At 40.9% G+C, this 13,022-nt stretch carries 9 protein-coding genes; 4 read left to right on the top strand and 5 right to left on the bottom strand.

The genetic code is table 11. The features are described from left to right. Nucleotides 1-81: 81 nt before the first annotated feature. The gene (locus QME20_RS08250; RefSeq protein WP_014947783.1) at nucleotides 82-2,175 is read right to left on the bottom strand and encodes a TonB-dependent siderophore receptor; all 2,094 of its coding nucleotides are present in this window, start codon (nucleotides 2,173-2,175) and stop codon (nucleotides 82-84) included. 266 nt (nucleotides 2,176-2,441) lie between these two features. Between QME20_RS08250 and QME20_RS08245 the strand changes: the two genes are divergently transcribed. Further along, a complete protein-coding gene (locus tag QME20_RS08245) occupies nucleotides 2,442-2,870 on the top strand; it encodes a hypothetical protein (protein ID WP_281715765.1) in 429 nt (142 codons plus the stop codon). A gap of 71 nt (nucleotides 2,871-2,941) precedes the next feature. Here QME20_RS08245 and QME20_RS08240 read toward each other — a convergent pair whose 3' ends face one another. Continuing rightward, nucleotides 2,942-3,793 carry a hypothetical protein gene (locus tag QME20_RS08240; RefSeq protein ID WP_281715764.1) on the bottom strand — a complete coding sequence of 284 codons (852 nt, stop codon included), beginning with the start codon at nucleotides 3,791-3,793 and terminating at the stop codon, nucleotides 2,942-2,944. Nucleotides 3,794-3,943: 150 nt separating this feature from the next. On the opposite strand from QME20_RS08240, the gene QME20_RS08235 reads away from it, so the two are divergent. From QME20_RS08235 to QME20_RS08225, 3 genes are read left to right on the top strand one after another with little or no spacing between them, the layout of a single operon-like run. Next, entirely contained in the window at nucleotides 3,944-4,624 is a 681-nt protein-coding gene (locus QME20_RS08235; RefSeq protein ID WP_281715763.1) for a hypothetical protein, read from the top strand. After that, the gene (locus tag QME20_RS08230; RefSeq protein ID WP_281715762.1) at nucleotides 4,624-6,492 is read left to right on the top strand and encodes a DNA phosphorothioation-associated putative methyltransferase; all 1,869 of its coding nucleotides are present in this window, start codon (nucleotides 4,624-4,626) and stop codon (nucleotides 6,490-6,492) included. The genes QME20_RS08235 and QME20_RS08230 overlap by 1 nt, the downstream gene beginning before the upstream one ends. A gap of 28 nt (nucleotides 6,493-6,520) precedes the next feature. Beyond that, nucleotides 6,521-7,642 (top strand): cysteine desulfurase family protein, encoded by a 1,122-nt coding sequence (locus QME20_RS08225; RefSeq protein WP_281715761.1) that lies wholly within the window; start codon nucleotides 6,521-6,523, stop codon nucleotides 7,640-7,642. Nucleotide 7,643: 1 nt separating this feature from the next. On the opposite strand, the gene QME20_RS08220 is transcribed toward QME20_RS08225, so the two are convergent. The 3 genes from QME20_RS08220 to QME20_RS08210 are packed head-to-tail and all read right to left on the bottom strand — an operon-like array spanning nucleotide 7,644 to nucleotide 12,948. After that, nucleotides 7,644-8,762 (bottom strand): phosphoadenosine phosphosulfate reductase family protein, encoded by a 1,119-nt coding sequence (locus tag QME20_RS08220; protein WP_281715760.1) that lies wholly within the window; start codon nucleotides 8,760-8,762, stop codon nucleotides 7,644-7,646. Then, nucleotides 8,759-11,992 carry a hypothetical protein gene (locus QME20_RS08215; protein ID WP_281715759.1) on the bottom strand — a complete coding sequence of 1,078 codons (3,234 nt, stop codon included), beginning with the start codon at nucleotides 11,990-11,992 and terminating at the stop codon, nucleotides 8,759-8,761. The genes QME20_RS08220 and QME20_RS08215 overlap by 4 nt, the downstream gene beginning before the upstream one ends. Further along, nucleotides 11,989-12,948, bottom strand: coding sequence for a DUF4007 family protein (locus QME20_RS08210; RefSeq protein WP_281715758.1), 960 nt, complete (start codon nucleotides 12,946-12,948; stop codon nucleotides 11,989-11,991). Before QME20_RS08210 ends, QME20_RS08215 begins: the two co-directional genes overlap by 4 nt. Nucleotides 12,949-13,022: the final 74 nt, after the last annotated feature.

Below are 13,022 nucleotides of genomic sequence, written 5' to 3'. Positions count from 1 at the left end.
GCAAACTGTTTCATTAATGATGGATCACAAACAAAAAATGCGGCCTAAGCCGCATTTTTGTCATTCATGTTTTGGTTCATATTAGAACGTATATGATGCACTCAACTGAGCGTTGATTCCCGCACCGTAGTAACCAACCGTATGTAGGCTGTTAATGTACTTCTTGTCGAAGATATTGTTGATGTTCATGCGAACGGTGAAATCTTCTGTAAACGCATGTGAAGCATAAACATTGCCTAAGAAGTAAGCGCCCTGCTTAACATTGTAGTCAACGTTGCTGATTTCAGACTGCCATCTACCGCCAAAACCTACTTCAATTTCTGGCGCTTGCGGTACGGTGTAACCTAGTTGGAACGTCACTACATCACGTGGTGCCCATAGGTTAGCGTCGTTACCTTGCTCGTCTTCTACATCAATGTTGGTGTAAGACGCGTTAATGCGCAGATCATCAGTTAACTGACCCGCTAGCTCAATTTCAAAACCGTCAGACTCTACCGATACGCCTTTGTAGTAGTACTGAAGAGTTTCAGGGTTAGTACCTGCATACGCTGCCAAGTTATCTTGTTCAGCGGTGAAATAAGCGAATGTTGTTAGTAGTCTGTCGTCGAACCACTGTGCCTTGAAGCCCGCTTCAAAGTTCTTACCTTTAGTTGGGTCAAGGTATTGGCCGTTTACGTCATACTGTTCTTGTGGCTGGTACACGTCAGAGTAGCTCACGTAAGCATTAACATCTTCTGTTACCGCGTAAGTCGCACCAACATAAGGGCTGGCTTCGCTTTCTGAGTTATCGATAACCGCGCCTGCGTTTTGGCCCGTACGCTCGAAGTCGATCGCGTTAAAACCAGCAATGATGTGCATTGCGTCTGTTACGCTGAATCGAGCAGAGCCGAAGTAACGCGTTAGTGTTTGCTCAATATTTGAGTACTCAGACACACCTAACCACTCTGGCTCAGCAATCGCATCCAAACCGTACGGGAATGCAGGTGTTGGGCCGTATGCAGGAGTAGTAGCGTAGTCAAACGCATGAACAAAAGACACGTCGTCGCTAGTAGCGTGACTTACACCAAAGTTAACTTCATGGCTGCGACCAAACAGCTCGAAATCACCGAATACACGGCCTTCTAACAGGTGAGAGTCAATTTCAGAATCGTAACGACCTGGCCAGCCAACTAAGCCAAGGCCAGTCTCTTTATCAATGGCACCGTAAGCATAAAACAGCTTACTTTCATCTTCGTAGCCACGGAAGTTATAGCTAAGTAGCAATTGCCAATCGTTGTCGAACTCATAGTCTAGCTCAACAAAGGCGTTAGTGGTTTCAGTATCCCACTTGGTCCATTCTTGCGTAGTGGTGTCATTAATATCCCACTCAGCTTGCGTACCGTCGGTATAGTTGAATACTAGCCCGCCCCACGTGTTGCCGTCGGTATTGGCATCTTGGTATGACAAACCGAAGGTTATCGTAGCGTTATCAGTTAGCTGACCATCAATAACGCCGTATACAAAGCCGCGATCGTTTTCTAAACCATCTAGGTGAGACTCTTTATCTTCAAAGCTACCTACTACACGCGCCGCCCAGCTGCCGTCTTCTGTAAGCAGCATAGAGTAATCGCCTTGAACGCGCTTGAAGTTGTAAGAGCCAATGCTTGCACCCACTTCGCCGCCTTCTTCGTTAGTAGGACGCTTGCGCACATAGTTGATGGTGCCTGACGCGTTACCTACACCAGTAAGCAGGCCGTTCGCACCACGAATAACTTCAATTTCTTCGTAGCCGTAAGCTTCAACCGAACCGGTAACAATACCCCAGTCGTTAGGCAGGCCTACACCATCAATTTGGGTGTTTTTAATTTCAAAACCACGTGCGGTGTAGTTAGTACGGTTAGTTTCCCACTCCTCTACGTTAATACCTGGTGCTAGCTTTAGTGCGTCGTTAATGTTGAACGCACCGAACGACTGCATAAGGTCTTCAGAAAGAATACTGATAGACTGAGGCGTTTCACTGATTTCCATGGTTAAGCCAGTTGCACCGCGGCTAACACGGTTTTGGCGAACACCTACAATACGAATTTTTTCTACGTCTGCTTCTTTAACTTCTACTGTATCGCTTTGAGTTGTTTGCGCATTTACCGACAAAGCAAACGCGATAGGCGTTAGTGCAAATAAACTGCTTAATTTCATGGTTTTCTCTGTTATTTGGTTATGAAGGGTTAAGAACTTTACGGCGGGGGAGTATAAGATAAATTAAAGCTAATTTAAATGATAATTATTGCTATTTACAAACGCGCATTGCAAGGGTGCATCCAGATAATGGCAAGATGAAGAAAGTAGCTGAATAAATTGTGAGGACTAGTGCATAAACCTAGCCTTGAATTACTAGTCAATACAATTAAATACTGATACTCTCCGCGCCCATTTTTGTCACGTTCAATCTGTGGAGTATCTAATTGAAAATCAGCTCTTTTTTTAAGCTACCGCTAGGCGTTTCTTCTCTTATTCTTTTAGCGGGCTGTATTGCTACACCAAAACATCTCACTTCTCCTATCCATAACGTTTTTTACAATATGGACGACAGCGAAATTATTTCAAAGACAAAAGAGTTAATGACCTATGTGCTTAAAGACCCAAGCTCAGCGGAGTATAGAAATATTCGCATAGCTGAAATTACTACAGACTCAGTTAAACAAAATCCTGAACTCTTAGAAGGCGCTATCCAATATGTGTGTTTTGATGTGAATGCCAAAAATAGCTTCGGTGGTTACACCGGCTTCAAATCATGGGGCCTATATGGTGATGGTAATGTGATAGCCGACTCACACGTAGACTTATTCTGTAATAGTGAATACAAAACCTACAGATACTTGGAAGTTAAGTAGCTTTTCCTTAAGACAACTTTTTCGTTTGAAATTAGTTGAGCGCTTCATTGCGCTCAACCACGTACAAAAATCTACAACACTTTATTCAATTCAATTCTCGGTATTCGCTTCCATTCAACAGCACTGACAATGCCATAATTTCCAGCCGCATTAGGCCTACGCCATTTTGCGTGCGGCATGTTTATTAAATAGTCCAGGGCCTCATCAAAAGACTCAACTTTAATTTCATCGCCTTTTTCACCAACGGTATAACCGCCTCTTTTATAAGCACAAGTATAAGAAAAATAAGTGCCGTCTGAGGCAACCGGAACATTAACATACTCTTTTTCTAATCCCGTCATCCCTGACAAATTTTTAGTTGGCTTATATTCTTTGCGCGACTTCAGCCATTCAGATGCTTCTTCAATTTTCAATAATTGCTTACCTGTGGCTTCTTTACTAAAAGCACTGGCTGGCATCTTAGACAGCTCATTTCGTACAGAACCTTCACTAGTGTTCGAAAGAGCAACTAGTTCTCTAACAGAAAGCGCATTTTCATGGCTGATATGAAACGTTGTATCGTAAATATCTTCGATTGGAATTCCTTCGTGTAGGCATAGTTTTAGCCGCCCTGATAAGGCATGGAATAGAGTGGCGCAAGTGCCATTTTGTGTAAGAACATCTATGACACTCTCTAGCTTCGCAAACTTCTCAATGTCATCTAAGTCATTGGGGGCAAGATCCCCCTCAATAACCTGCCCATTAATCCCACATCGGTACAACCGCTCTAACATATCAAGAAATTGTTCATTTCCAACAGCTTCATAGTCAATACGAGGAGTTTCGTATCCAGAGTATTCATTTAGGCAATAGGTGAAGTAAGTTAATAATGACTTTGCAACCATCGTGAAAGCTTGCTCGTTTAAATTTTGATGCTTTTCCATTCCAAATCTCAACATTACTTTAAAAATCATACACAGGTTAAGTTAAAATAAAACAAAGTCAACCTTAAAGTGATTATGGAAATAATGTTTAGAGTTAATTATTGTTTTGTCATATACCCAAGAGTCTTAAAATGAAATATGATGGATCGTATGCACAAATTGAATAGCCAAGAAACTGCACAAGCATTGAACATCAGCGACTGCGAGCTAATGCACCTACGCGAACGAGGTGGCATTGCCTATGAGAAACGCGGTCGAGCATTCTTCTACTCTTTACCTGCTGGCTATTCAATACTTGATCATCCACTAGGTCAAAGCTTATTAAACTGGTACAAAAGCAAGCACGACTTTTTACAATCTAATGAACCTATTATTGATAGCTCGTTACTCGCACTAGAAGAATTGGTCGGTGAAGTACTTCTACCTATCAACCGCACCTTGGGAAAACCAATAATCACTTACGGCTTCACTTCTTTCTCTCTCAAAAAATTTATACAGAAAGCATCACCTAGCGGCACCGCGCCTACACTCGACCAGCATTCATCATACGAAACCAATAGTGCTGATACCCAAATATGTAGCCGGGGTGGCGCAGCGTGTGATTTCTTTGTGGAAGGAATGCCAACTTCCGATATCGTTCGTTTCATTACGCAAAAGCTTAATTACGACCGAATTTACTACTATGGTAATAACAGGCCACTTCATGTCAGTATTCATTTAACCGACCCGCTTAAACACCTACAGATTATGAGCGAAAGCGAAAATGGTAGACGTTACCCGGGCAAAAAGGCATTTGGTGATCAAGCGGTAATACTGGCAGAGGATTTATAGTGGACGCAGCTTTATTTAAAACATTAGTTGGTGAATTGAAAATTGGGAAGAAGCTTCCCGACGCCATTTATGTTCATGACAGTACATTGCCGCAACTTCCCGACAAACTACGAAATGTTATATTGGCTATTGGTAAGGCGCTTAAGATTCCAAGGGAGCAGTGGAATTTAATAAAGTTGTCTAGGAAACAGTTTTCATTAAGCCTACTGCACTATCCTACCTTCGAAGAAGAATCTTACCCCGCGTTAAAGCAGAGTGTAACGGTAGACCTGCAAAAGCTTACGCACAAAGTAACAGACTATTCTAACTACGATAACCCGCCTATTCTTCATCGTAAAGAAACCATGGTTTTGCCAGACCACCCTCAGTTTGAAGAATTCAAACAAATCACCGAAGAAGGTGAACAAGCAGGCCTTTATGAAAACTCGCGTCACATTGGGTTTAAAGCATCTTGGCAAGCACTGATAAATACCCATGGGTATGAACTGGTTGATGGGCGCTTGTTTCGAAACTCTGCTTTACTGCTAGACAACGATAAGAAAAAAATAGAGCGCGATAAAACAGCAATAGTTCGATACGAACTCTCCGCACCGATGAAGGTATTGGCAAAGCACGGTTTTTTAGAAGGTCAGTACTCAATTTTTGATTATGGTTGTGGCAGAGGCGATGATCTTCGAGAGCTTGAAGCGCATGGGCTTGACGCCCTTGGATGGGACCCGAATTTTCTACCAGACGCAGACAAAGTAAACGCTGACTTGGTTAACATTGGTTTCGTAATTAATGTTATAGAAGAAAGAAACGAGCGCATGGAAGCTATCCAAGGCGCATGGGCCCTTACCGATAAGCTGCTTGTTATCTCGGCCATGCTCGCGAACGAAAACTATCTCGCTAAGTTTACACCATACAAAGATGGCATTATCACTAGTCGAAATACCTTTCAGAAGTACTTCACGCAAAGCGAACTAAAAATGTTCATTGAGCTGAGCTTAGATGAGTCAGCCATTGCAGTAGCCCCTGGCATATATTTCGTTTTCAAAGATAAATACTTAGAACAAGATTATCTTCAGAACCGACATAAGCGAACGCGAACTTGGGAACAGAAGTCTAAACCTATTGATATCAAAGAAGCCAATACACAGCTTCTATTTACCAAGCACAGCGAGCTTTTCGAAGAATACTGGAAAACATGTTTGTTGTTAGGGCGGGCTCCAGCGAAAGACGAGTTTATTAAAGCTGACGAGTTAATAGAACTAGTTGGTACCATGAAAAAAGCGTTTAGGCTGTGCCTAAACTTTTATGGCAATGATGACTTTGCTATTGCGCAGCAAATGCGAACGGAAGACTTGCTAGTTTACTTCGCTGTAGGCCATTTTGGACAAAGAAAGCCATACAAATATCAACCAGAGCAAACCAAACGTGACATAAAAGCTTTCTTCGACACTAACAAAAACGCCCAAAGGTTAGCGAAAGAACTTCTCTTTCAAATAGCAGATGTAGAGATGATTGAGGCCGAATGCTTAGAGGCCCACAAAACCTTGCCTAAAAGCGTATTGGCAGAAGAGTTCGAAAAACCACATTCCCTAACTTTCCATAAGCAATACTTAGACTTACTTTCCCCACTATTGAGAGTTTATGTAAGCTCAGCATTGCAACTTTATGGTGAACTAGAAGACATACAGCTAATTAAAATCCATATAAATTCAGGTAAACTTACACTACTTGGTTATGACAATTTTGAGGAAAGTAACGCTCCTACTTTGAAAGAGCGAGTTAAAATCAAAATGGCTGATCAAGATGTTGATTTCTTTGACTATCACTTGAATGAACATAGCGCTCCGGTGCTAGAAAACAAAAACGAATTCGTCTGACTCCCAAACCAACCCAAGGTCAATAGCAATGATTTATTTCGATTCAGCAGGCTCTTTTCCCGTACTTGATGAAGTGAAAGAGAAAGTCATTGGTACCATTACCTCGCATTACGCAAACCCATCTTCAGACCATGCTGCAGGAGTTATGGCAGCTGATGGAATAGAAAAAGTGCGCGAGCAAATAGCTGAAATGATTGGGGCAACCCCAAGTGAAATCATCTTTACTAGCGGTGCAACTGAATCAAACAACTTAGCGTTAAAAGGCCTGTTAAATTGCGATTTAGCTAAGAATAAAAAACATATTATTACGAGTAAAATAGAGCATAAATGTATTCTGAGTATATGTAGCTACTTAGAGTCTTGCGGCTATGAAGTAACGTACTTGTCGCCAGACTCTACGGGGAAAATTTCAGTAGATACAGTTAAAACCGCGCTCCGAGGTGACACCGCGCTCGTCAGTATCATGCATGTTAATAATGAACTCGGAACTCTAAACCCTATTAGTGAAATAGGTGAGCTATGCTTTCAAAACGGAACCTTGTTTCATACAGATGCAGCGCAAAGCTTTGGCAAAACAGAAATCGATGTCGATGACATGAATATTGATCTCCTGTCTCTGTCCGCCCATAAAATTGGGGGAATTAAAGGTATAGGGGCACTTTATATTAGAGATGCCCGTGATATCGATGTTCTGCCCGTCATTCATGGCGCAGGGCAAGAGATAGGGATAAGAGGTGGAACTGTTGCAACCCCTTTAGTTTCTGGTTTAGGGGAAGCATGCACCATTTTTCCAAAATATTACGTTAGCGCAGATTTTGCCCAAATCAACGCACATCTAGAGCGTGAATTAAAAAGCAAAAGCATCAAATACACTATCAATGGTGAAAACAAACTACCTCACATTGTTTCACTCACATTGCCGGAAGTTGATGTAATTACGTTTTTACTGGCTCACAGCGAAGACTTCTCGTTAGCCCAAGGATCAGCATGTTCCTCAAAAGAGATCGAGGCTTCACACGTATTGAAAGCTATAGGCCTAGATAGAGAAAAAGCTGAGCGAACAATTCGACTCAGCTTTGATTTCAATACAACAAAACACGACATCAGCACTTTAGTTTCGAAATTACAAACTTTTATTGAAGGTGCGTAGTTTATTTATAACAAGTAACACAAGCGCCGCCGCCTTCTGCTTGATCGTAGATTTCATCCATCACGTCTACATCAGAGAAGTAGATTATTTTTTGTAACGGATTCCTAGAACGTTGTCGCTCTTGCTTTTTAATGAAGCGGTCGTAACGCTTTTTATGGTTTTCTAGGATCATCTGCTTTCGTTCTTCATCTTCAAGAACTGAAAGAGGGGTACCTTTACCTAACCAGTAAAACGTTCCATCAGGTCGCTGATCTTCCGCGGCTTTTTCATATTGCTTAGCTTCTTCATATGCATCAGGATAAATTTCCATCAGGCGAAGCCACTCTATTTTTTGCTGATAGAAACAGAAAGTGCAACCGCTTCGCGATCTCCACCCATAATAGCCGGGCTTACCTTGGTCCATGGCACTAACGACTTTAGCCAACGTCTGGACATTTATGTTTGATCTGAAATAAGGATGACTTTCGTCTGCTTTTATCACTTTCAATCGCTGTTCAAAATGTTGTTCTAACAGCTCTTCTGGTAGCTTTTGCTCAATACCATTACAGCCAAGCTTTAACTCTCTAAAAGCTTGTACCTCTTCATCATCACTGTATAAATCTGCCTGCTGCAAAATATTCAGAATATCTTGGCGATTTAAGCCATCCTCTCTGAAAGGCATCTTTATAGTAATATACTCTTCGGTAACGTTATTGGTCAGAAACCCATCCCGGGCCGGTTCATCAGCTCTGATACCCACGTAAGATACTATTTCAGTGTAGCCTTCTTCCTCGATTTTTTTCTTTACCCACTGTTCGAATGGCACTAACTTCATTTGAATGGTACACCAGCGTGCTTGGGGAGAAGGCAGGTAATTTTTATGTTGCTCTAGGTGATAATCGAAGTCCTTCTTTTTACGATTGGACGTAAATACTTCTTCGTAAGGATCGATTATTTCTTTACCTAGGTAACCGCGAAGTTTATCGATAAAAACATTTACTTCAGGCAGCTCCTTGCCAGTATCTGTAAAGTAATAGTGAATATCTAGCTCAGGATAATTGTCACGCATATACATCGCGAGTGCAGCACTATCCTTACCTCCGGAGAGACCTAGTACGTGTAACGTTTTTTGCGAACTCAACTTTTTACAGCTCCATTTTCTAACTCATCAAGTAGGGCAACTAACAACGTCTTCTTCTTCTCGATTTCCAGCCCTTTAAGTGAACTTGTAACTCCTTTTATCTGTTCATTGAATTCTTTTTCAATCTCAGCGAAGTCAAAACCACTAAATTTTGCACGATGAGCTGCTATCTTATATTTCTCAACTAGCTCTGGAAGTGCTACTTGTGCACGTTTAATTGCAAGGTCATCCCAGTTCCTTTCCGATTTAGATGATAGCAACGATATCAAGTTTGAAACCCACCGGTCGTCGCTTTCTTTTCTCTCGCTTAAGCGTTGCGCGAACGATTTCAGTTTATGGTCATCAGTAAAATCAATTACCGCAGTGCATGTACTTTTTTCAATCAAACCAGTTCCTAGCGCTTTTTCAATGGTTTTTTTGAAGTTACTGAGCAACTCATCATGTGCGTTCTTAAGCGTACGCAAGATATCTTCAACATCTTGTACAGAAATACTATCTACGTCGGTTTCTAGTAATTCAGGTAAGGCCTTAAATAAGTAAGCATTAGGGTCAGACGCTTTTTTAGTAATTTCTAAAAACTTCCTAGCCTTTTTAGTTACGTTTTTTGTAGCAACTGTGTAGCTTGATAAAGAAGAATAAAAAGTTACCAGCCCTTCTGCTATGTTTAATGGCGTAACATCCTTAGAATAGTCGTGTCCGGAATTAGTTACGCTATCTAATGCTTCCGCGACCTTATTGAGGTAAGCGGTTTTTTCTTGGTCTATGTGTATGGCCTGAACTGCTACGTTCTGTGGTTTCTGAATAAGTTTTAAAGCAAATTCATCATCAGGTTGCGTAATAAAAATAATTTCACCGGTAGCCTCATTTTTATCGTAAAACGCATAGTTTTTCATGTGCTTCATGACAAAAGCCATTAGCCAAATGGAACGTATTCCTTTGGTTAGACCATAAGGCGCAGCAGCCCAATAATCGTCTATTTCCGACAGCCAGACAGGAGCGTTGGTATCAGCTATTAGCGTTTCGTGAGTTTTTCGAAACAGGTTATTTACGTCACTATTTTCAATCTCAGTTGGATAACCCCAGCCATTCTCGATTGCGCCATGAATTCCAAAGTTTGCTAAGCAAGAAAAGTAGAGCCCTTTTTCAGCTGGAAAAGTATCGCTTGGAAAACCAAGTAATTCTTCGTCATAGTTCTCGGCCATTGCCAATACAAGCTTTTTAATTGCGGCGTTTGCACTACCTGAAGGCTTATTTCTATTGACTAGCTCGTTAATGATTACAGGTGATTCACTATAGATTTCATCAGCGAAGGCAGAAACGGTCGTGCTTAGATTTACATCAGAATATTTGCGCCCTTCATAGCGCCACTCTGACTTATCAAACAAAGCATCTAACTCGTTTTCTAAAGCTCGCTCATTTGCTTGAAGCCTACTCTCCACCTCTTCTCTCGCAATTTTGTCATGCACTAAAGTTTTATTGGTCTCTCTTATATTTCTTAATGCAATTTGCTCGATTGCGAGCGTCCTTAAACTTTCTGAGGCGATGGTTTCGCTAAAAATTACTCGCGGCTGTTCAGCAGCTACCGTTTTGAGAAGTTCTAATGCAGACTTTGAGGTAGGAACATAGAAGTTTACAAACGCATTATTCTCCGAGGCACTTCTAGTCTTTGAAGCTATCAAATTCACGCTACGCTCATTAACTAATTGGACATCAGCCCATCTAAGCGTGCCCTTTCGATGATAATGCGCCGAAGCTAATATGTGTTTAGTTGAGCTAACTTCCGAAACCCAATCGACACCATCTTTGATGGCATCCACTGTCGAAGTAACAAGTTCATTAACGTCAATATCGCTGCCTTGAAATATAGTCAGTGCCTGATGTGAGTCGCGATATATTAGAACCTTCCAGCTTTCTAGTTCTTCTAGTGCAGTAGTTACATTTTTAGCTTCGTAGCCGAGCTGCTCGAAGTAGCTAATTAAAAACTCTCTCGACGCGAACAGTTGATGTTGATAACCAAACATCGTTATTAACGCGACCGTTTTAGTTATCGCTTCGTGAAGCTCTTCACCATCTAACGCAGCTCTATATAGTGCATCTTTGGCTTCCAGCCATATTTTGCCATCTCGGCTAGATGAAATAATGTGATCTAAATTTGTGGTCAGGTACTGCCAAAAAAGGTTGGCGTTATAAAGTTTGAGGGCGTCTGCTGATTCATCATCAGCGTAAAAAGTAGTAATAAACTGATTAAAACTAAGCTTTTCACTGGAAGCTAAGAAACCAAAAAGGCTTCGCTCATTTTGTGAAAATGAGCGTTTAGATATAGGCCCTAGTAATAAACTAACCACAGGATCTATAGGTAACGCATTTTTTAACGAACTAGTTATATTTTTCTCTTGTCCCAAATAATTGGCTACAACATCAACCAAATGGGCGTACTTGTTAACTATTTTTTGCTTTAGGCCATCATCTGCCTTTACTGTTTCACCGATGAGTATTAGCGATTCATCAATTGAAGGCGAATAAGCAATATCTCTATAGCGACCTTGTACTTTCCCCCACTCACGCTGAATGTGAGATGTCATAGAGCGTGCATATTCCGCAAATGACTGATGAAGAAAACCTATTAGGACCACTGGCTTTTTGCTTTTCTCGATAGCATCAGATAGTTCTTGAAAAAAGTGCAGGTCTTTGTTTTCTCGAGATTGATAATCTAGGGCTTTACCCATCTCATCTAGTAAAATCAAAACACCATCAGCGCCCTCATCGTGCGAGTTTAGTGCAGATTTAATAAGCTCGACATAGAAGTGATCGTCTTCGCTAGACGGTGCCATGTTACCTTGTAGGGCACTTAAAACGCTATTTGCTAAGCCTTCTGCAGGAGCGCCTAAGCCGCATACATGCTTTACAACTTTCCAACCTTTTTTTACCTTAAAGTCTTTACTAAAAGTGCTATCAGCACTTGTCGCTAACAACTTTTTGCTGGCTAAACTTCTCACTTTTTTATCTGCAGACAATAGTAGCGACATAAATAGAGCAAACGTAGACTTACCCGTTCCATATGTTCCGGTAAGGGTGAAGCAACGCTGATTAGTATTCTTTACTTCTTTTCCTAACGTTTCCAACGTACTCAGCGCTGTACCATGCAAAACAATATTGTCTATAAATTGCTTTGAATCTACTAAGCCATCAATCCTTGTAGAGCTTTTATAATTTTGCTTTATCGTTATCACTTCGAGCCTCTATAATAATCGTCCAAGATAAATTGGAAGGTTTCTTTTTCATTGAACGTTTTCAAAACCCTCACCTGTCGCATTCCCTGCGTATCTGTTTCTTCGAACAAATTAGGATATTGCTTTACCGCATTGTCTAACTGTACGCCTAAGCCCCTTTCTGAAAGCCTAAAAATCTTACCGGGAGAACACTGATCTGATAACAATGCGTCAAAACCAGCTGTTTCAGATGCTTTGATTTCAGAAACAAAGCGTAATAAAGCATATGAGAAAATTTCGGTAGGCAGGCTTGGCCGCTCATCTAAAATAGATGAATAGTTGCTCTTGCCTAAATCGCGGATAAGGCCTAACTCTATTAGAGGTGAAGCAAAATGGTCTTCACCTATAGAAACATTCTTTTTACCTTTAGATAATGGCTTACTTGAGTAAGTATGAAGGAAACAGTCGACATCTTTTTTAATAGTACCTTCCTTCACTTCCTTATCACACAAGACTTTGATTTCTCTATCAATGTCGTAAACCAACTTAGCTTTTTCAAAATTTTGCATTGATGATAGATTAAAGAAATAGCGATAAGAGGTGAGAACATCCTCATCAAAGTTTAGTAAGAAATGTATCAGCCATATACTTCCAATGCGCTCTAGAAACGGATCATTCGCAACTCCCACTTTTCCTGTAGTAAGTTCATCATTCGAAGCAAGAAATAGATATCTTCCGATATCTGTTAACGATTGAGAAGCATCATTTTTCAGTGTTTTAACTATAGAGCAAGCTTCACTCCAGTATCGAATAGCACTCACCATGTTTTTACCCACGCCGAGTTCGACAATAGCTTCTTGTACATCTTTAGCACTCGAGGTACTCAAATTCCCTTTGATATTCAACAAGTTTGCGGATTTAAATAACCACCCATATCTAAGCGGAAAAGTCTCATGCCCTGAAAACTTAGGTTCCATTCGTTATAACCTCTGGAGAGTTTGTCCAATTATAATTTTATATTGAATAGTGCTTTTTATAAAGTGTAATAAAA

The sequence above is a fragment of the Alteromonas sp. CyTr2 genome, from assembly GCF_947311905.1.
Taxonomy (GTDB): domain Bacteria; phylum Pseudomonadota; class Gammaproteobacteria; order Enterobacterales; family Alteromonadaceae; genus Alteromonas; species Alteromonas macleodii.
This window is presented reverse-complemented; position numbering and strand designations above follow the sequence as displayed.

Coding starts and splice junctions, on each gene's coding strand:
- QME20_RS08250 (WP_014947783.1), bottom strand. CDS start 2,175: ATGAAATTAAGCAGTTTATTTGCACTAACGCCTATCGCGTTTGCTTTG.
- QME20_RS08240 (WP_281715764.1), bottom strand. CDS start 3,793: ATGGAAAAGCATCAAAATTTAAACGAGCAAGCTTTCACGATGGTTGCA.
- QME20_RS08235 (WP_281715763.1), top strand. CDS start 3,944: ATGCACAAATTGAATAGCCAAGAAACTGCACAAGCATTGAACATCAGC.
- QME20_RS08225 (WP_281715761.1), top strand. CDS start 6,521: ATGATTTATTTCGATTCAGCAGGCTCTTTTCCCGTACTTGATGAAGTG.
- QME20_RS08210 (WP_281715758.1), bottom strand. CDS start 12,948: ATGGAACCTAAGTTTTCAGGGCATGAGACTTTTCCGCTTAGATATGGG.